Below are 16,803 nucleotides of genomic sequence, written 5' to 3' on the forward strand. Positions count from 1 at the left end.
ATCATGCCCTGTAAAGTGGTATGCCAAAGCCATTAAAACTTGCATTTGGATCTTTCAAATCAAGTGAATCAATAAAATCAATTGCTATCTGTTCAAAGCTAGAGATTGCTTCAGATCCGTCTTGATATTCTTTTTCTGACTCAACAGAATCAGCTTTAACTTTCTTTCGTTTAAGCAGCTGCTCTTTACCGTTATAAATTACTTTGGCCAGAATACCCTTAATGATTTCACAAGCAGCGTCTTTAAGAAGTGAATCAATAGGATCCGGCACGAAACCTATACGTTTTTTCATCCAGACATTTGCAAGTTGAACCAGACGAGCTTTATCACTGGCTGGTGCAAAATCGCTGCCCAAAATTGAATTTGCGTCATTTACAGTAATAAAGCTCATTTCATTATTCCTTTGGGATCAACTTAAGTAGTTCTGGTTTTGTTGCAGATGGTTTGTAGCCAATGTCTTTACTAGCCAAATATTCTTTTAATTGATCATTTGACCAATTTTCAAAATCATTTGTCGCCGTTTCTGTTGTTGAATTTTCTGCCGCTTTTCCAGTTTCCAATTCAGCAATACGCGCTTGCATAGCAGTAACATCATTTTTAAAAGCATCAAATTCTGCTTGGATGCTAAATACCTTTCCTTCGGCCGTTTTAGTAGCTTTGTCAGCTTGGAGTGCAGCATCTTTTAAACGTGAGTTTTCAGAAATTAACTCTGTACTATCACCATTAGCTTGTTCCAAGATTTCGATTTTCTGTTTAAGTTGCCCGTTTTCTTCAATAACCTTTTCACAGTCAGCTTTTGCTTGATCAATGACCTCTTGCAGCTCTGGAGTAATTCCAACCGCTACATTTACAGTGGCCAAAGTTGTTTTTGCAGGTTCTTCCAATTTGCGAACTTCAACTGGAATATCCAAAGCTTCATAGTCATTTTGGATTTTTGGATAGTCACCATAAATGATTACCTCTTCAGCACTTCGATTTGGATATTCATAATAGTCAGGGTTTGCAATAGTCCCGACTTCTAAAGCTGCTGCTGCGGCAACACGTGTATAGATTAGCTTCATGACGCTTTACTCTTAATAATAAAAGAGGACTCTATGGCCCTCTCAGATTTAAATTAATGTGTTATTTAGCTTTTTAAGCACCAGATAAATCAAGCAATGTACCAGCGGTCATTTTGTTACTAGTTGCATGTTTCTTCCAGTTAGCACTTGAACCAAGTAAAGTAAGATCAGGGTTTTCACCTTTTGATGTATCCCAGCTGTAACCAAGAATATCTAGGTTAAACGCACCTTCGGCACGCATGCCAATTCCTAAGTTTTCTTCATCATTAATGTCGTACGCTCGGAAGCCAGGTACTTGTGATTCAGTGACAGTAACGGCTCCCATTTGCAAACCAAAGGCATCATCATCACCTACAGCATCAGTAACCAATACCGGCTTACCCAAAGTACCCGGTAAACCACCATAGATAACAATTTCAGATTCGCCATAAATCTGCTTAGTGATTGCATCATCAACAATATCGAAGTAGGTATCTGAGTTCATTACCCACAAACTAATACGGCCAAACTTATCACCAAACTTACGCATACCACGTGTTAGTGCTTTACGGCCATCTACAGCGATACTACCTTTTGCAACCATATCAATGTTGCTAGAAATAGCGGCTTTTAATGAGGCTAAGCTGTACTGTAAACGTCCTGCAACTAATGCATCTGCTAAATCATAACCAAGAATCATTGCGAACTCTTCAGGTGTACGGGCACGGCGCTTGAATGCCTCTTCTGTAGAAGCATAAGGACCATATTTATATGGTACTTTCACACCTACAGACTCACCAGAACCAATTTTCTCAGGAACCACTTTGGCCGTTGAATTCACATCACGATGTTTAATGCTACCACCAACTTTATAGAAGGCTTCTTTATTGAAATCACCTTCAATAATTTCGTTACGGTAGATAATTGCGCCGTTTGAAGCTTGGTTAAAGACATTCAAATTGTCTTGCAAACGCTCTAAATAAGCAGTTTGAGCCAATTGGTTGTAGATGATCATGTCGCTATTAACAGTTGTAGTCATAACTGCTTATCTCCAAAATATTTAATGATTAGTTCGGTAGTTTTAGGAAGGATTCTTGGCCATGTTCTTTGATGTAATCGGCTCTTTGAGATACTGACATCTCGCTGCGCTTCATACCTGCAGGTGCTCCACCTTTGCCCCCGCTCTGAAAGCCACCGCCATTTCCTTTACCACCTTTAAGGATTAAGTCTTTATGCTGGTATCCGCCAACCAAGGACTCTAAAGCTTCATCAACATTTGCAAGTTCACCAGGTCGAACACGTGAATAAATCTTTTCGCCATTCGGATCATATGCGACCACCTTGCCCTCTTCGATTTTGAAGTGATTACCAAAGGTTGCCTGAACCATATCAACTGGAACCGCAATGTTGTCTTGAATGTACTTAGAACGAGCAAAACCACCGCCGATAAGTTCTTTATGTAAAGAAGCTTCTAGAGCATCACGCTGCTGAACAATAGGAGCATATTTTTCTTCAACTGCTTTGATAGCTTCAGCTTTGACTTTCTCAACTTCACCAGCATCCACCAGTTTTTTATCGTCAAGGTTTTGCATTGTCTGAATTGCTTTCTTAGCTGCTGCAGGATCATCGATTCCTTCAAAAGCTTTTAATGCTTTTTCTGCAGCTTCCTTCGCTTCACGATTCGTTTTTGCTTCATTGTTTAGACGTGCAATTGTTGCTACAGAATGAGCAGCATCATGTGGCATTTCTTTGCCATCATCATGAATATAGATAGGTTTATCACCTTCTACTTCCGCATATACCTTACCGTCGATCGTTACTGTTTTAAGTTTCATTGGTCATCCAACCTATATTTTCAAAATGGGCATCCACCCGGATTCGCCGTCTGCATCCACTTTCGGCAGGCAATAAAAAAGCGCCCCGAAGGACGCTTTAATTCAATTTAAAATTTCGAAGCAAACAAACGGTAGCCTTCAAGCTCCCATAATTTGTTTTCTGCATTCTTTTCTGCATTACCTCGGGCCATACGTTCACCAATTTCTGCATCAAAGTTTTCAGCATTCACACATGCACTAAAACCCGAAGCTAGAAAAAACTTTCCATCTAAAAATGCATGAATAAAAGTAGAGGTTGAGCCTCCGGGACATTGCTCAACCGTGTAAGTAACGCGCTCCATTAATGCATCAATTTGAGATTTAGTTACTCGAGGTGCCACGGACTTTTCAACTAACTCTTGCTCTGTTACGTCTTTGGTCATTTTCTTCTCACAAAAAAAACACCCGAAGGTGCTATTGAATTAATAAATTGGTTTAATTAGAAATTGAGGTTTTAATTGTCACACCAGTTAGAAAGTATTTTTCTGAACCACCCAAGCATGTGGCACTAGAAAAATTCGCATAAACATCTTGAACATTTACGCCTGTATCTTTTTCAAATTTACTGATCAATTCAGCAATATGGCCTGTTAGTGTTCTTTCTAACTCTTCTTTTCTCTTTACATATTCAGCAACTGATATTTCAGACATTTTTACCACCTTTCGCTACGTTTACTTTGTTAAAAGTGCTCTTGGCTCATCACCTACTAAGCGGACTCCATTCTCACCATAAGCCTCGAATGTTACGCTAATCGTTGTTGGTCCATCTTGAGCATCACTATTCATATGAACCGCTTTTTGCCCTGCCAGTGGCATTCCAGTTTCTTCATCACACACAACTAAAAAGCCTTTTAAGATTGGGTGACGCTTAAGTACTAAATGTCTAACTTTTGATTCACTCATAAGCCAAACTCCATAAATGACAAAAGCGCCGTTTGGGCGCTTATATGGGTGAAAATTGTGTCTTAAGTGAGTTTAGGATTGCCTGTCATCAGCAATAATTACTCACAGTTAAATCCAGTACCAACAAGGTCTTTTTTCAAATTTGAAACGAGAGTTTGCTGTTCCTGCTGTTGCCCACTAAGATAATTTTTATCTAGAGTCTCTGCACCATCAATAGATTTATAAAGCTCTTTAGATTCCTCTAAATTGTCTTTTAAAAACGTGGTGAGGTTTAGTTTCGCCTGGGCAGCTCTACATAAATTATTTTTAGCTTCTAAATATTGAGTAGCCTGTTTTACTTGACCAGTTGTAGGATCAAAAGAATATGCATTTGCCATTGCTGACTCCAAAGCTTCAGACAAACGATCATATTCTTTAAGATATTTTTGACTTGGTTCAGCTAAACAAGTGATGGAAATTAGAGTTAGACATATAAAAGCTATTGTTTTCATATTGTATAAATTCTGATGTTTTAAAAAATATAACATAAGAAAAAATTACAGATCCAACTTTTTAATAGATTTTTCATCCAACTTTCTTAACTCAGCTAAGCTATACAAACGGCCTTCAGGATCAAAGAACTTTTCAAAATCAAACTTTCCTTCTTTATAAAGCTTGTACCTCTTTGGTCCTAGCCATTCCTTTTGAAAGAAATCATCTGTTTTCTTAAAGAACTCTTTGAATGTGGTGTTTGCGTCCAGTTGCCCTATTAATTGGCTACGCTCATCTTTCGGGATGTCCTTTACTTTGCGCTCATCCATTACAAATGGACGTTCCCCTAGGAGTTTCCCATCTTTCTCAACTGGTACCAAAATACTGCGGCAATGAGGATGCAACGGCGGTACACATTTAGCTGGGTCGTTTATTTCCCAAATTGAGCCATCCAGCGAAGCACACAACTTAGAAGTTCTTCCATCTAGAACACTAACAAATCGTACATATTCAAAGCCTAATTGATTAAAGCTATTTAAATAAGCTTGATTGGCTACATGACTGCGTACAGTTCTAACAGTGCGGTCAATATCAGTTTTGGTGCCATTTAAAATTCCATCCTCATAATTGAGCCGTTTAGTACCGCGAATACGCTGAACAATTTCCTGATTGGTTTTGCCAGAATTGATACCGTCCCGAATCGCATATTCAACTTTTTGGCGGGCACTTTCTGCAATTCGTGATAGAAGGTCGTCAACAAGAGCACCGCCTGTAAGTGGAACCTTTTTGGCAGCAGAATAAAGCTTTTCACCTTCGGGCTTATTTATTTTTTCGCCGAATAACTTTGCCATATAGCTGGCTTCATATACGGCCATTGCAGTAGCTGAAACGGCGAAAGCTTCCGGCAAGCTCGTATTTACACTACTAAACCATTGAGAAATTAAATCTCTTATTTCCCTGAGGTTTGAAGTTGTGTGTTTCCCCCCGGCTAAAGCAACCTTTTCTGAATCACTTAGTTCATCCAATAGGTCACGAAGCTTTGAAAGCATTGCGTTGGTATCATCATTGAATAAACCTAATAATTCATTTACTGATTGCGAAGAAGTACGATAAAGATAAGCCTGGTGTTGAGTGAGTACCTCCAAAAGATTTTTATTATCTTTAGCCATATCACTTTACCTATAGATTCAAGGTCCCGTCTTTTTCACCTTCGACATTGACCAGCTCTTCTTTATACTTTTGTTTTGGGAACATTCCAGTCTGGTTATATTCCCACCAAGATTTAAATGAAGAACGGCCTTGTAAAGCTGCCTCATATAATTGTCGAGCTAGTTCAGCTTGATACCCTTGTTTATTAAATTCCTGACTAATTTCGAACATCAGTTCATCTTTAGTCAGAACATCAACATTAGGCGTTACAAACTTAGCTGCCCATCTTAAAGCCATCGAAAAAGCTTCATTCATATTCACAACACATAATGAAAGAACTGAATGCTGAACGGCGTCATCACTGTTTGATTCAGTAGCTGTCTTTTTAGCTGCCGAACCCTTTTCAATTAAGCGAGCACCCATCTCTTTCATCTGTTCCCATTTATCCTTCATAGCTTCCCGAGCTAAAGTGTTTGGATCTGCTTGTACAATCCCCAAATCGCCGTTTTCAGGTAAAGGTAAAAGGACTTTTGCACCGATATAAATGCCACGCTTTTTAGCCTCGTCGTACCAAGCCCAATTGACTCCCTTTGCATAAAACTGTGGTTGGCCCATATAAAAAACGGACTCTTGAAAGTCCGCACTATCTCTATAATGAGCTAAATTAAGATTAGCTAATGGGAGCAATGGAGGCTTCTTAATCTCTTCGGAGTTATCAATAGCTCCTACAAAAGTGAAAGGAATATATGACCAGGTATCACCGTTATAATCAGTTGGTGACTTCTTTTCTCCCCCCACCCAAGTCCCTTTATCCCCTTTGGTGTAAACCTGAACTGTATAGATGTAATTTCCTTCACTATCAGGTTCTAAACGAAGAACTCGGTATTGCTCCACGTCTGTTTTACTAAAGCCATCATTGCCACGTTCAGAAGTAAATTCACGGATGACCACCAAGCAAAGCTTTTTCTGGTTATCGATCATCATTGAATCCCAATTGATCACATCAATCGCATTCAATAAGTGAATCATCGGATAGGCTTTTTGCTGTTTAAATTCTGCAAGATTTCGTGCCGGTGTAACTGCTGGGTAGTCAACATATAGCGCGCATCTATAATGCTTTAATAAGTGTCGAATACCCGTTTGTGCCAATTGATAAGCACTTAAGCCTGCGCCGTTAGCATTACGCTCTAAATGAGCGAGCTGGGATGGAAACTTAAAGCTTGGATCTGTAGCAAATGCAGCACCCACTAAACTGTTTGATGTTGTACCTGTAACTTCATAAAACACAGCACGTATCAAATAAGCTAAGTAAGCACTCTTATTTGCTGGCGTTTTGTCATGTGCATTAGGCTTAGGTAAATATTTTTCACCTTTAGCCTTAACTGCATCCTCACCTTCACAAACATCATCTAGCTTCTGCCAGTATGGCAAGTTCTTAACATACTCAGGATGTTTAAAAGTTACGTCACTCATCGAGCAAATCCCATATCAGCAAAGAAGGCTTCAAAACCTCCATTCAATTCATTAAATGCATCCGAACCAGCATCAACCTGATCGTCATGCGTTCCATTCGGAAAATTTCGAAGCTCTTCAATAAAGTCTTTATTCCAATCACCTCTCAGCATTCTGACGTTACCCACGTTAACTTGAGCCGCAAAAGGTTGTGCTCGTGTGAGTTTGTCACCCGAAACAGGTTTAGCTTTGACGTCATATCCTGCAAGAAGTTTTACGAATGAACTGGCTTGTGATTTACCAGCTTGTCCAGGATCTTGAGGAATCCTTACCGATACACCCATCCCATCTAACTCTGTGACTTGTTTTAAGCGTTTATTGACATTGTCTGGACCAAGTTGCCCTTTGGTTACATCGACAATATAAGTAAAGCCATCTGCACCTAAAGCTTCTCTCACACCTGCTGTAAAGTCGCCTTCATTCTCAGTTGCACCAAAGTCCCAAGCTCTTACTTGCTTCACAATATCAGCAGGTAAAGCATCAACAATTTCAATATTGTCAGGCTTAAAAAAACCGCCAGCTGGCGGTGAAGGCATTTGACGGTATTGCCCGGCAAAAACATACGGCGCAGCTTTCTCCATTTGCTGCAACTTTTGAATATTATGTTTAGCTGGCCATAAAGCAGAACCATCTTCTTGAATTGCTGAAAGGCAAAGATGATCCCACACCTCACCGTTACCACCCTCAACTGGTAAACCGTCTTCTCTCTTTCCTAACAACCAGCCAGCCAAATCGTCTTCATGCAATCGCTGCATAATCACAATAATCGGTGTTTCTGGTGAGTTAGTACGAGACTCGAGTGTATTTTGGAACCAGTCAATTACACCTTCACGGATAGTTTTTGATTTGGCTTCATCGGCCTTATGCGGGTCATCAATAATGATGCAACCACCAAAGCCTTCACGCATTTTGCCAGCACCAAAACCGGTAATGGTACCGCCCGTACCAGTCGCATAGCAGACACCACCAGCTGCTGTACGCCAGAAATCCTTAGCTTTACTATCATCACGCAATTTAAGATCAGGGAATACCTTTTTATAAGCCTCTTCTTGAACCATATTGCGAGTCTGAAATGCATTATTAGCAGCAAGCATTGCCGAATAGCTGATATGAATAAATTCAGAATCAGGATTCTTTCCAAAACACCAAGCCATAAAATTAATTACAGCAATTTCAGTTTTTGAATATCGAGGTGGCACATTAATAATTAACCGCTTTATCTCTCCGCGATAAACTTTCATTAAAGCTTCGCATATTTCTAAGTGATGCCAGTTCTGCATCCATTTATAGTTACGGCGCTCCTTAAACATGTACCTTGTGAAGAAATATAAATCTTCTTGCGCCTCGATCTGAATTGCTTTATCCCGAGCCGCATCAGTACTCATCTAAGACCTCCCTCCGCGCTTTTAAATACTCTTCCATTGGAACAGGCACATCTGAATTAACAGTTTGAACTGGCCCGCTATCTTTGCCTGTTATTTCTTGGCGATTAGTAAATTGTCCACCAATGTCTTTTGCAGCTTGTTCTAGAATTTTTAGCGCTGTTTTAACGTTTCTAGTTCTATCAAGCTGTCTTTGATATTGCTTCAGACGGTAGTACTTATTCACAATAGGAATATCAATTAAGCCTTCATCAAATTTATCTCTGGTCGATTCAAAAAGCTCAACAAATTTCTTACTTAAGTTTCTGCCCGAATATTTAGTTGGGTCATAGCATTCACATTGGCTACGACTAATATCAATACCAAACTCTTGCTTGACCTGTTCAACCACTTCTTGAGGGGTATCACGGCATGCAAGAGCTTGAACTATAAATATTTTCACAGGCTCTTTTAGTGCCGCCATAAATTCCCCTTCGTACAGCTACGTACAGCAAAAAGGACAAAAAAAAGAGCCATTCGGCTCAGTTGATTACGCAGTTTCCGCAGCATTTTGAAATATCAAGATTTGAAACAAACGGCGGATTCTTCGTAGCTTCAACAAGACGTTTTACGCTCTTACTTGCTCCCCACCGTTTGACAACACCAATAAACTCTTCAACATCGTGCCCAGCAAGATAGTGCTTAGGTAAGCCTGTATTGTCGCTATATAGGATCTCGCCATCTTCATCTTTCATAACGCCTATGTGATACAACTCGTGCTCAATCAAATAGCAGAATTCTGTATCATTGGCCCGCTCGCAAAAAGAAGCATCGACAGTAATTAAGTATGTTGGAACAGCCCCGAACCAATCGCGCATTTGTTGTTCCTGGCGAGCTTTCTTCCAACCACCAACATTGAACATGACTTTTTCACATTGCCCCAGCACCATCGCCTGCTTGCTTTTATATGCAGAAGAGGCCCAAGCAAATGCTAAAAATTCTTCATTATCGTGGAGCAGCTCAGCTATGTGATCATGATCGGGATTATGTAAAGGTCCACCAAGCGTAAGAAAATTAGCAACAACCCATTTTTTTAGATCTGGTGCTGGTGTTAGTCTAATTGCTTCTTCTTCATCTGCTTGATCAATAAAATCAGTCGGTGGAAATGGTCTGATCTGCTCCATCTTCAATTCTCGCTAATTCGTCTTTAATCCAGTTAATGACATATCCCGACAAAACAGAGTCTGGATGAAAGCGCTCTATTTTGTAACCCATCTCTTCAGCATGATCATATCGATCAAGACTCCATGCTTTATTTGACAGTTTTCCACCACGCCCACCAGACCAGGGACTACCCTCAATTTCAATGAGCAAACGCAATTTCACAATATGAAAGTCAAAGCGCCAGTGTTTGGTATGGATCGGTTGAAACTTCTGTTCAAATCCAATCGCCAAATCCTCAAGCTCTTCCTTAAGTGTTGCCTCAGCCTCTAAATAATTTTGTTTAGCCTTAGGCAATGGTCTGCTTTTAGGTTTAGCTTTGGGTTCTTTTTTTCTAGTAAGCCAAAAGTATTCTGTAGAATCCATTATTCTTACCCATAAAAAAACCGCCCTTAGGCGGTGGCTAAACTCACTGGTACTTAATGATGATTTTTTTTCTGTCTTTGCATCTTTCTGGGCTCACAAATTTTTCCAATAAAGTTAGTTAACCACAAAATACTTTCTTCACGATCTTCAAAATGAGGTATAAGACTTAAATCTACTTTTATCTTGCGATCAGCTAAAGGCAAACTTAAACAATGTTCAAAGTCTATTGAGCTGTACTTCAATTTGAGTCTTTTTTCTGCAGCTTGATTCTTTATCTCAGCCATAATGCGATTTAGATTAACAATCAAATTATTTGAAATTTTATTATTTTCATATACCCGTTCGTAAACTGTCTCAGCTACATCAATGTAATTTATTAGCTCTACATTCTTATTCATGACATTTGTACTCCGTTTTTTATAATTATCCGTCTAAAATAATGTTTATTTGAGTTACTAAATCCTTCGCCTAGGTAAAGATTGTTTAAATTCTGTCACCTTGATTTTAAGTAAATATTTGAATTTATTATGCAATTACTGAGTTTTATAATATTTATATACATCATTCTTCTTAACGCCCCTCTTTCTATCTTTTGCCCATCAAGTTCACCACCAACACAGATATTCATTTTATTAACCAGTTTATAATCTGACTGGACTATATAGCAAAAAATAAAAAAAATCCGCACCTTGGGGAAGGTACGGACTATAAACTGAATAACTACATAGGAAGTAGAATACCCGTTTAATATAAATAAATTTCACGTTTTTATCAAGTCATATATTAAACTAGTAACTTATAAAAACGTATTGGCAGACCTTTGTAAATCTATTTAATACAGTCATATAAAATTTAAAATAATTCTTTAATCGCATCTTTAGCAATCAAAATCCTTTGATAAAAAAATTACTTTGCTTTCTTCTACTTCGAAACAATTATCTTAGTTGATTTAAATACTCATTTAATAAATCCATTTACAATTAAAAGCTCTTGCAATAATCGATATTTAGCATGGCCATTTTGCGCAGATACGTCCAGCAAACCATAAAACTAACTTTTAGATTTACTTAGCACAAAACAAAAAAGCCCACCAAATGATGAGCTTTAATACTAGTGCATTACTTATACTTCGTCCACTATATCAAAAATATGCCATAAAGCGTCTAGACAGTCAACAAGTCTAAATTATGCTTTTCTACTAATTGAGAAGCTTTTAAACGTTCAACGATTTTAATCATTAGATCATTGGCAGTTATAACGTCGATTCCTTCAAATGCTTTTAGTGTTAATTGCAATTTATTATTAATTACATTTGTAATTATTGATATTTTACCAAAATAATCAGGGTAGTATTTCAAAGTTTCATTAACTTTCTCCCGACTAACGCCTTCATATAGTTTTACAGTGTATGTTTTCATTTGAACCTCCATTTTGTCTTAATCTTTTATCATGACCTAATAAATAAAATCTAGCGCAACTCACCATAATTGCGACCTGAGCTTTAGATTGGTTTGTTTCTTGAGCAACCTTCAACAATCCTTTATTTTCAACCTTATTTTTAATTAAACAAATTAATGCAAACTTAGTTGTAAAATCTGTTTTATCAGAATTTAATAGACTTCGTAAAAGTGCTTGAATTTGATCCGCCTCATAATCACTGATCTCACATCGAATATAAGATTTACTTTTTTGTACTTCTTTGCCAGCTTCACGCATCAACCAGTAAATTTGATTGATATGAAGCCCATCTGGCAAATCACCCCCTTTCATTCTAACTGTTTCACACCATGCGCCAAACTGCTCTAACCAACCGTCAATAGTATATTTAGACCAATCCATTTGTTGTGTTTTTAAAACTGCACTCATTTTTCACCTACCAATTGCTCAATTTGTTTAATCGCCACGCCTGCTTTCACTTGCTCTGTGCTGAACCGTAAAACTGTAAAACCCATCATTGCTGCGGAGTTGTATTTCTCCATATCCCCTATATAGCCTTTGCCCCTTGTATGACGGCCTCCACTCCAGATCCCGCCTTCCACCTCAATCAAAATCTTTGTACCCGTTATTAAAAAATCTGCTCTCCATTTACGTTCAGGATGGAATTTATATTCCTGTTCAAAACTGATCTTGCATGCTTTTAAATGTGTTGCTAATACCGTCTCGCCTTCACTCGGCTGTCTTGTACCTTGCTTTGCTGAACGGCGCTTTTTATTTTTCTGAATAGGAAATAATTCACGATATTCAGCAAGGCTCATTGATGACATTAAGCACCGCCCTTTAATAAGTGATCTAATTGATTAGCAATGCCGTTATAAACACGTGATTTATCTAGGTCACCCAAAAGCGTTAATGCATGGGCATCGTTTATAAATTTATCTCTTAACTTTGTTAAACCAGCTTTTAACTTGATTAAAGGATCTATCTCATTTCCATTAACTGCTTCGTGGTCTGCTATAGCCTCCTGAACTCTTTTTATATGAACAACAAAATCTTTATTACCTATTAAAAATTTGATCATTTTGAAATCATTGAAATCAGCAATAAATACTTTGCCTTTAGCAACTTCAACTCCACCAATTTGCTCTATTAGTTCCAACGATTGAACCAATTTTTTAAGGTCTAAAATCTTTGGGGTTACAACACCACCTACTTCAGCAGATCCAATAACAAATCGAGCCTTTTCGATTCCATGTTCCTTCATAAACTCAACTGCATTCATACATTCGCCCCATCAATTAACTGCAGAATATTTCGAGGAATAGGCATACCCTCCCGACGGCACATCTCAGCGTATTCATGCGGATTGTCAAAAGGATCTGGCCCTAACTCTTGTTTGAGTTCTGGCTCTTTTTCCTTTGCCTGTAGCTTTTGCATTGGTGCAGGTTTACGCCCATTGATTTTTAGACGGTCCATTAATGAATTGAGGTGTTTTTGTGCCTCATCATTTGAAACCGGCTTATGTACCTTCTGCTCATTTTTCTGAGCTAATAAAATTGGTTCTTGGTACCAAGCTTGGGTTTTACCCTTCAGTTGTGCTTCAGCCTTGTATTCATCATAGATCTTGATAAATTCCATTTTGGCTTTGTACATTTCACCATCTTGGATTAGTGAATAAACTTGGTCTAAAACAAATTTGGTCAAGGTGGTAATTTCTTGGTTCTGCTCTCTTCCGTCTGGCAATTTCACTTTTTTGTGTTGAGAGATCTGAGTATATTCACAAGCCTTAACCCAAGCCTTCTCGGCGCTCCACCAATCGTCACCCATGCACATAGCACGGAATTCAGCGAAGTTAGGCATGTAGGTATTTGTACTTGCGTAAAATAGCGCTAAGCCTCTTTGAAGTTGGTTAGGTGTAACCCCAACCAATGCTTTAGCAAGCTGCTGTTCAACGATTTGCATTGGAACGGCATTTTTCCCTTCTACTGGAAAATTCTTATTGAACTGAACCGCGTATTTAGTTCTGTAAGCCGTAACCAGTTCTTTCAAAAAACTTTCAAATGGTGCTAATTCATTCATGATTAATAGCCTCCAAAATCATGTGACACTGGTGTAACGTCAATCACGTTTGAACGGTTGCTTTCAGCGTACATTTGAGTGAAATAACCCGGTTCTTCAGGAACGTTGTGAGAATGTGTGTTTTCCTGAATCTGGTTTTGTCGTGGTTCAAACACACCTTGGTAATTTCCGATAATTGAGTTCTCAAGTGATTGGTTAGCCAAAGGGCCAAACGAGATAAGTTTTTTAAGGATTAGCTTTACTGCATTTTCAGAAAGTGGTTTTTTGATGCTGATACGCATATCAACAAAATTGTTCCACAGCTCTGGATCTACACATGCTGGTAGTTCAACTAAACGTGGATTAAATACAGTTGGTTTTTCTGATTTAGTTTTTTCAGAAACAGACTCTCTTTTTTTATTTATTTTTTTATTACTTTGAGAGTTGTTTTTGATAGTGATACTTTGTGTGTTAAAAATTTTTACTAGTAGCGGTAAAAAATTTTTACTAGTGTAGTTAAAATTTTTAACTAGCAGTGGTAAAGAATTTTTACTAGTTTGGCCATAAATCTCAGGTAGTAAAAATTTTTTACTAGGGAATTTAAGTACTAAACCAACGCTAGTATCGTTACCTAATTTGAATGTATTTCCATGAATTGTGCTCGGTTGTTCCACGACTAAGCCTACCTTAATTAATTCATTAAGGCACTTAACAACAGTCGGTCTACTCTTCCCTGTAATCTCTTCAAATTGAGATAAAGAGATGGAATCCATCTCCTTATTCCAACCGCGAGTTTTACGGCAAATAACCAAGTAAATTTTGCATGCAGCATCAGAGATTTTATTTAAAACCTCGTCAACGAATGCATTAGGTACTTGAAAGGAATTAGGTACAAAATTACTCATGTGATTTTGTCTCCAATTTTACAAGACCGCGCATTTCCAACTGACGAATAATTCTTGGTGGGATAAACTCGTTGTTGATTTTGTAGCGTGTACGTGACTTTTCTTTCACCTGAATTAGTTTGTGCCCATCCTCCATGAGACGGCGAACTGCTATAGCCTGCCCCCCCATATGGGTTAATTCTTCAAGTTGATAAAATCTTTCCTGAGCTTCAATTGCGGCATTCATGACTGAAAGTGGCATGGCTGCTAATTCTTTAGCCGAATAGATCTTTACTGGTTGTTCCAGTGGAATCACCACCTCTAGCGGTGTGGTGGAAACGGAAATATCCTGTTTTCTTCTTACTGCATATCTCACTTTTCACCATCCTTTGGCTTAACATAGCCTCCAAAAGAATCAACCAAATACGCCTTGGTTAAGCTAGTTACAATCTGCTGTGCTAACCACTGCGTTATGCGGAATTGACGAGCCATAGCTTCTGAAAATTCAACTTTGGTTACCGCTGCATTATTTTCGTCATAACCTTTGTTGCGTAAATTTTGCTTTTTTACCTCAAATAGGTGCCCAAGTACTCGCAATGCAGGCTCATAAAAAGATTGGATTTCACTTTGCTGACGAGAATCTTTGATTTGCTGAAAGCTATTCATGACACCTCCGCTAATGCTTGCTCAGCTTTTGTTAGGCGGCGTTTAGCGTTGAGCTCTGCTACTGTTGCTGTGCGGATTTCTTTTGAAGAAACCAGAATCAAATGATTCTCTGATTTGATGGTCCATAAACTAGTCAAAGTTTTGTTTTTAACTTCAAACAAATCATTTGATTTAAAAGTACGGCACTCTTCAGTAAGCACCACCATATCACCCACTAAAAACTCTAGATCGTTGCTATTCATTGATTGATTTGATAAATTAGTTTTATTCATTTGATTCACCTCGACTGAATGCCTAAAAGCCTGATCTTGACCATCAGGCTTTTTTAATTTCTAAAATATGTGAATCTGGGTTTAATCCAACTTTCCCGCGTATGCCCAGACGCTCCCTCTTCTGCCTATTTTTATCTGCTCTTTCAAGCATTAAGCTAACTTCATGATATTCACCCATAAGGGCTTTTTCTAAGAGGACTACAGCTTGATGCGCATACTCATTGCCACGGACATCCGCGATCAATCTCAAACGCTCCATCATGTCTGGAAGCATCTTCAATCTAAGGTCTTCTTTTTCGAGGCTCATGAAAAATTCCTTATTCAGCAACGGCTTTGTGTTTTAGTGGCACTTTTCCTTCGGCTAAATCGCGAATTTGGTACTCGCGGGCTAATGGGATTTTTTCTTCAGGCCACTGATAAACCGCAGAAGGCTCAATACCTAACAATCCGGCTAATTCAACCCCATTCACCCCAAGCAAGTTAAATGCTTCTTGTTTAGTCATAATCACACCAAAAGTAAGATTTCTTATCATTAAATCAAAGAAAACTTATGAAAGCAATATGTAAGATAACTTATATGAAGACAGATACTATTGGTCAGCGCATACGTGCGCTTAGACGTGCAAAAAAATTAACTCAAATGCAATTAGCTAAAATTGCAGGAGTAAGTTCGCCCGCTGTAACTGAATGGGAAAAAGATAGCTATTTACCGAAAGCTGCTTCATTAGAGGCTATGGCAAATGCATTTGGAGTTACGACAGAATATATATTAACTGGCAAAGGTGAATTTCCTGATCAGGAGTCAACTAATGTAGCTCCTGTACAAGCACGCATGGCCCCAGTTCTCTCATGGGTTCAAGCGGGAAACTTTACTAATGTTGAATCTGTTGATATGTCTCAAGTGACAGAATGGTTCCCTTTACCTGAAGATTGCGATAAATGCTTTTATTTAAAAGTTCGCGGTGTAAGTAATGAACCAGATTTTATTGAGGGTGATTATATTGTTGTAGACCCAACAGTTTATTATTCGGATATGCAATCTGGAGATATTATTGTTGTTCGAAAAGATAAAGATGCGACATTTAAAAAATTAGTAATTGAATCAGATGGATCTCGTTTTTTACAAGCATTAAATCCTAACTTTCATCCCAATATCATTCCCATAGATGAAGATTGTTATTTTATTGGTCAAGTTATTGACTCTATGAGATATACATATCGAGGAAAAAGAAGAGTACGTAAAAGTTAAAAATGAAAAGTTTAAAGTTATATTCAATTCTATATTTTTTGCCCATTATTAGTTTAATAGGTTGTAAAGGACCCATTAGCCAAGCTGAATATGACGCTATGGTTTTCGAAAAGGATGCAAAAATTGCTGAACTTGAAGAAAAAGTTGCACAGTTAGAAGAGCATATAGTTAATTTAGAAACAAAAACAGAGGAAGTTAATGATCAATTTGAAAGACTAGAGAATGAGAATTGGCGCGATGTAGTTCCTGATGCGGATAATGCTCTTGAAAATTTAAATAGTGAAATAGAAAACAATCCAAATTCAAATTATTAGGCTTAACAACTTTAAAATTACTAGCA

Annotated in this window: 28 protein-coding genes; 2 read left to right on the forward strand and 26 right to left on the reverse strand. The window is 38.1% G+C overall.

Annotated elements, in window-relative coordinates:
• Position 1 precedes the first annotated feature (1 nt).
• The 26 genes from KTI79_RS06450 to KTI79_RS06575 all read right to left on the reverse strand — a co-directional run bounded on the left by KTI79_RS06450 (position 2) and on the right by KTI79_RS06575 (position 15,717).
• Complete coding sequence (locus KTI79_RS06450; protein WP_032054767.1) at positions 2 to 391, reverse strand: hypothetical protein; 390 nt, start codon at positions 389 to 391, stop codon at positions 2 to 4.
• Between the two features lie 4 nt (positions 392 to 395).
• Positions 396 to 1,061: an Ish1 domain-containing protein gene (locus tag KTI79_RS06455; protein WP_032054768.1), complete on the reverse strand. Its 666-nt coding sequence runs from the start codon at positions 1,059 to 1,061 to the stop codon at positions 396 to 398.
• A gap of 73 nt (positions 1,062 to 1,134) precedes the next feature.
• Complete coding sequence (locus KTI79_RS06460) at positions 1,135 to 2,079, reverse strand: major capsid protein (RefSeq protein ID WP_032054769.1); 945 nt, start codon at positions 2,077 to 2,079, stop codon at positions 1,135 to 1,137.
• 28 nt (positions 2,080 to 2,107) lie between these two features.
• Complete coding sequence (locus KTI79_RS06465) at positions 2,108 to 2,875, reverse strand: DUF6651 domain-containing protein (protein WP_032054770.1); 768 nt, start codon at positions 2,873 to 2,875, stop codon at positions 2,108 to 2,110.
• 107 nt (positions 2,876 to 2,982) lie between these two features.
• Positions 2,983 to 3,297 (reverse strand): Gp49 family protein, encoded by a 315-nt coding sequence (locus KTI79_RS06470; RefSeq protein WP_032054771.1) that lies wholly within the window; start codon positions 3,295 to 3,297, stop codon positions 2,983 to 2,985.
• A 52-nt stretch (positions 3,298 to 3,349) separates the two neighbouring features.
• Positions 3,350 to 3,565, reverse strand: coding sequence for a hypothetical protein (locus tag KTI79_RS06475; protein WP_032054772.1), 216 nt, complete (start codon positions 3,563 to 3,565; stop codon positions 3,350 to 3,352).
• A gap of 21 nt (positions 3,566 to 3,586) precedes the next feature.
• Positions 3,587 to 3,817, reverse strand: a complete 231-nt coding sequence (locus tag KTI79_RS06480; protein ID WP_000004359.1) for a hypothetical protein — start codon at positions 3,815 to 3,817, stop codon at positions 3,587 to 3,589.
• Between the two features lie 98 nt (positions 3,818 to 3,915).
• Positions 3,916 to 4,344, reverse strand: coding sequence for a hypothetical protein (locus KTI79_RS06485; RefSeq protein ID WP_050679113.1), 429 nt, complete (start codon positions 4,342 to 4,344; stop codon positions 3,916 to 3,918).
• A gap of 9 nt (positions 4,345 to 4,353) precedes the next feature.
• Entirely contained in the window at positions 4,354 to 5,457 is a 1,104-nt protein-coding gene (locus KTI79_RS06490; protein WP_032054773.1) for a minor capsid protein, read from the reverse strand.
• Between the two features lie 10 nt (positions 5,458 to 5,467).
• Entirely contained in the window at positions 5,468 to 6,910 is a 1,443-nt protein-coding gene (locus KTI79_RS06495) for a DUF4055 domain-containing protein (RefSeq protein ID WP_032054774.1), read from the reverse strand.
• On the reverse strand, positions 6,907 to 8,334 hold the full coding sequence (gene terL / locus KTI79_RS06500) for a phage terminase large subunit (RefSeq protein ID WP_032054775.1): 1,428 nt from the start codon (positions 8,332 to 8,334) through the stop codon (positions 6,907 to 6,909). The genes KTI79_RS06495 and terL overlap by 4 nt, the downstream gene beginning before the upstream one ends.
• On the reverse strand, positions 8,324 to 8,794 hold the full coding sequence (locus tag KTI79_RS06505) for a DUF2280 domain-containing protein (protein ID WP_032054776.1): 471 nt from the start codon (positions 8,792 to 8,794) through the stop codon (positions 8,324 to 8,326). Before KTI79_RS06505 ends, terL begins: the two co-directional genes overlap by 11 nt.
• A 58-nt stretch (positions 8,795 to 8,852) precedes the next feature.
• Complete coding sequence (locus KTI79_RS06510; RefSeq protein ID WP_032054778.1) at positions 8,853 to 9,494, reverse strand: putative metallopeptidase; 642 nt, start codon at positions 9,492 to 9,494, stop codon at positions 8,853 to 8,855.
• A complete protein-coding gene (locus KTI79_RS06515; RefSeq protein ID WP_032054779.1) occupies positions 9,463 to 9,897 on the reverse strand; it encodes a hypothetical protein in 435 nt (144 codons plus the stop codon). Before KTI79_RS06515 ends, KTI79_RS06510 begins: the two co-directional genes overlap by 32 nt.
• A gap of 53 nt (positions 9,898 to 9,950) precedes the next feature.
• Positions 9,951 to 10,295, reverse strand: coding sequence for a hypothetical protein (locus tag KTI79_RS06520; RefSeq protein WP_032054780.1), 345 nt, complete (start codon positions 10,293 to 10,295; stop codon positions 9,951 to 9,953).
• A 765-nt stretch (positions 10,296 to 11,060) separates the two neighbouring features.
• Positions 11,061 to 11,315: a hypothetical protein gene (locus KTI79_RS06525; protein WP_000861102.1), complete on the reverse strand. Its 255-nt coding sequence runs from the start codon at positions 11,313 to 11,315 to the stop codon at positions 11,061 to 11,063.
• A complete protein-coding gene (locus KTI79_RS06530; protein WP_001277128.1) occupies positions 11,287 to 11,763 on the reverse strand; it encodes a hypothetical protein in 477 nt (158 codons plus the stop codon). Before KTI79_RS06530 ends, KTI79_RS06525 begins: the two co-directional genes overlap by 29 nt.
• The gene (locus tag KTI79_RS06535) at positions 11,760 to 12,161 is read right to left on the reverse strand and encodes a DUF559 domain-containing protein (protein WP_000097329.1); all 402 of its coding nucleotides are present in this window, start codon (positions 12,159 to 12,161) and stop codon (positions 11,760 to 11,762) included. The genes KTI79_RS06530 and KTI79_RS06535 overlap by 4 nt, the downstream gene beginning before the upstream one ends.
• On the reverse strand, positions 12,161 to 12,616 hold the full coding sequence (locus tag KTI79_RS06540; RefSeq protein ID WP_005124477.1) for a hypothetical protein: 456 nt from the start codon (positions 12,614 to 12,616) through the stop codon (positions 12,161 to 12,163). Before KTI79_RS06540 ends, KTI79_RS06535 begins: the two co-directional genes overlap by 1 nt.
• Entirely contained in the window at positions 12,613 to 13,413 is an 801-nt protein-coding gene (locus tag KTI79_RS06545) for a hypothetical protein (protein ID WP_033853069.1), read from the reverse strand. The genes KTI79_RS06540 and KTI79_RS06545 overlap by 4 nt, the downstream gene beginning before the upstream one ends.
• 2 nt (positions 13,414 to 13,415) lie before the next feature.
• Positions 13,416 to 14,297, reverse strand: coding sequence for a replication protein (locus KTI79_RS06550; protein WP_086375980.1), 882 nt, complete (start codon positions 14,295 to 14,297; stop codon positions 13,416 to 13,418).
• Positions 14,290 to 14,652, reverse strand: a complete 363-nt coding sequence (locus KTI79_RS06555) for a hypothetical protein (protein ID WP_046693271.1) — start codon at positions 14,650 to 14,652, stop codon at positions 14,290 to 14,292. Before KTI79_RS06555 ends, KTI79_RS06550 begins: the two co-directional genes overlap by 8 nt.
• Complete coding sequence (locus KTI79_RS06560; RefSeq protein ID WP_086375979.1) at positions 14,649 to 14,942, reverse strand: hypothetical protein; 294 nt, start codon at positions 14,940 to 14,942, stop codon at positions 14,649 to 14,651. Before KTI79_RS06560 ends, KTI79_RS06555 begins: the two co-directional genes overlap by 4 nt.
• A complete protein-coding gene (locus tag KTI79_RS06565; RefSeq protein ID WP_086375978.1) occupies positions 14,939 to 15,214 on the reverse strand; it encodes a hypothetical protein in 276 nt (91 codons plus the stop codon). The genes KTI79_RS06560 and KTI79_RS06565 overlap by 4 nt, the downstream gene beginning before the upstream one ends.
• A 43-nt stretch (positions 15,215 to 15,257) precedes the next feature.
• Complete coding sequence (locus KTI79_RS06570; RefSeq protein WP_086375977.1) at positions 15,258 to 15,521, reverse strand: hypothetical protein; 264 nt, start codon at positions 15,519 to 15,521, stop codon at positions 15,258 to 15,260.
• 10 nt (positions 15,522 to 15,531) lie between these two features.
• Positions 15,532 to 15,717, reverse strand: a complete 186-nt coding sequence (locus tag KTI79_RS06575; RefSeq protein ID WP_086375976.1) for a Cro/CI family transcriptional regulator — start codon at positions 15,715 to 15,717, stop codon at positions 15,532 to 15,534.
• Between the two features lie 74 nt (positions 15,718 to 15,791).
• On the opposite strand from KTI79_RS06575, the gene KTI79_RS06580 reads away from it, so the two are divergent.
• On the forward strand, positions 15,792 to 16,463 hold the full coding sequence (locus KTI79_RS06580; protein ID WP_086375975.1) for a LexA family protein: 672 nt from the start codon (positions 15,792 to 15,794) through the stop codon (positions 16,461 to 16,463).
• A 2-nt stretch (positions 16,464 to 16,465) separates the two neighbouring features.
• Complete coding sequence (locus KTI79_RS06585; RefSeq protein WP_086375974.1) at positions 16,466 to 16,777, forward strand: bZIP transcription factor; 312 nt, start codon at positions 16,466 to 16,468, stop codon at positions 16,775 to 16,777.
• Positions 16,778 to 16,803: the final 26 nt, after the last annotated feature.

Source organism: Acinetobacter sp. WU_MDCI_Abxd143 (assembly GCF_025514195.1).
In the GTDB taxonomy this organism is placed as follows: Bacteria; Pseudomonadota; Gammaproteobacteria; order Pseudomonadales; family Moraxellaceae; genus Acinetobacter; species Acinetobacter pittii_H.

What these genes read in the sequence shown, in the direction of transcription:
- KTI79_RS06450 (WP_032054767.1), bottom strand. Translation starts at nt 391, where the DNA reads ATGAGCTTTATTACTGTAAATGACGCAAATTCAATTTTGGGCAGCGAT.
- KTI79_RS06455 (WP_032054768.1), bottom strand. Translation starts at nt 1,061, where the DNA reads ATGAAGCTAATCTATACACGTGTTGCCGCAGCAGCAGCTTTAGAAGTC.
- KTI79_RS06460 (WP_032054769.1), bottom strand. Translation starts at nt 2,079, where the DNA reads ATGACTACAACTGTTAATAGCGACATGATCATCTACAACCAATTGGCT.
- KTI79_RS06465 (WP_032054770.1), bottom strand. Translation starts at nt 2,875, where the DNA reads ATGAAACTTAAAACAGTAACGATCGACGGTAAGGTATATGCGGAAGTA.
- KTI79_RS06470 (WP_032054771.1), bottom strand. Translation starts at nt 3,297, where the DNA reads ATGACCAAAGACGTAACAGAGCAAGAGTTAGTTGAAAAGTCCGTGGCA.
- KTI79_RS06475 (WP_032054772.1), bottom strand. Translation starts at nt 3,565, where the DNA reads ATGTCTGAAATATCAGTTGCTGAATATGTAAAGAGAAAAGAAGAGTTA.
- KTI79_RS06480 (WP_000004359.1), bottom strand. Translation starts at nt 3,817, where the DNA reads ATGAGTGAATCAAAAGTTAGACATTTAGTACTTAAGCGTCACCCAATC.
- KTI79_RS06485 (WP_050679113.1), bottom strand. Translation starts at nt 4,344, where the DNA reads ATGTTATATTTTTTAAAACATCAGAATTTATACAATATGAAAACAATA.
- KTI79_RS06490 (WP_032054773.1), bottom strand. Translation starts at nt 5,457, where the DNA reads ATGGCTAAAGATAATAAAAATCTTTTGGAGGTACTCACTCAACACCAG.
- KTI79_RS06495 (WP_032054774.1), bottom strand. Translation starts at nt 6,910, where the DNA reads ATGAGTGACGTAACTTTTAAACATCCTGAGTATGTTAAGAACTTGCCA.
- terL (WP_032054775.1), bottom strand. Translation starts at nt 8,334, where the DNA reads ATGAGTACTGATGCGGCTCGGGATAAAGCAATTCAGATCGAGGCGCAA.
- KTI79_RS06505 (WP_032054776.1), bottom strand. Translation starts at nt 8,794, where the DNA reads ATGGCGGCACTAAAAGAGCCTGTGAAAATATTTATAGTTCAAGCTCTT.
- KTI79_RS06510 (WP_032054778.1), bottom strand. Translation starts at nt 9,494, where the DNA reads ATGGAGCAGATCAGACCATTTCCACCGACTGATTTTATTGATCAAGCA.
- KTI79_RS06515 (WP_032054779.1), bottom strand. Translation starts at nt 9,897, where the DNA reads ATGGATTCTACAGAATACTTTTGGCTTACTAGAAAAAAAGAACCCAAA.
- KTI79_RS06520 (WP_032054780.1), bottom strand. Translation starts at nt 10,295, where the DNA reads ATGAATAAGAATGTAGAGCTAATAAATTACATTGATGTAGCTGAGACA.
- KTI79_RS06525 (WP_000861102.1), bottom strand. Translation starts at nt 11,315, where the DNA reads ATGAAAACATACACTGTAAAACTATATGAAGGCGTTAGTCGGGAGAAA.
- KTI79_RS06530 (WP_001277128.1), bottom strand. Translation starts at nt 11,763, where the DNA reads ATGAGTGCAGTTTTAAAAACACAACAAATGGATTGGTCTAAATATACT.
- KTI79_RS06535 (WP_000097329.1), bottom strand. Translation starts at nt 12,161, where the DNA reads ATGTCATCAATGAGCCTTGCTGAATATCGTGAATTATTTCCTATTCAG.
- KTI79_RS06540 (WP_005124477.1), bottom strand. Translation starts at nt 12,616, where the DNA reads ATGAATGCAGTTGAGTTTATGAAGGAACATGGAATCGAAAAGGCTCGA.
- KTI79_RS06545 (WP_033853069.1), bottom strand. Translation starts at nt 13,413, where the DNA reads ATGAATGAATTAGCACCATTTGAAAGTTTTTTGAAAGAACTGGTTACG.
- KTI79_RS06550 (WP_086375980.1), bottom strand. Translation starts at nt 14,297, where the DNA reads ATGAGTAATTTTGTACCTAATTCCTTTCAAGTACCTAATGCATTCGTT.
- KTI79_RS06560 (WP_086375979.1), bottom strand. Translation starts at nt 14,942, where the DNA reads ATGAATAGCTTTCAGCAAATCAAAGATTCTCGTCAGCAAAGTGAAATC.
- KTI79_RS06565 (WP_086375978.1), bottom strand. Translation starts at nt 15,214, where the DNA reads ATGAATAAAACTAATTTATCAAATCAATCAATGAATAGCAACGATCTA.
- KTI79_RS06570 (WP_086375977.1), bottom strand. Translation starts at nt 15,521, where the DNA reads ATGAGCCTCGAAAAAGAAGACCTTAGATTGAAGATGCTTCCAGACATG.
- KTI79_RS06575 (WP_086375976.1), bottom strand. Translation starts at nt 15,717, where the DNA reads ATGACTAAACAAGAAGCATTTAACTTGCTTGGGGTGAATGGGGTTGAA.
- KTI79_RS06580 (WP_086375975.1), top strand. Translation starts at nt 15,792, where the DNA reads ATGAAGACAGATACTATTGGTCAGCGCATACGTGCGCTTAGACGTGCA.
- KTI79_RS06585 (WP_086375974.1), top strand. Translation starts at nt 16,466, where the DNA reads ATGAAAAGTTTAAAGTTATATTCAATTCTATATTTTTTGCCCATTATT.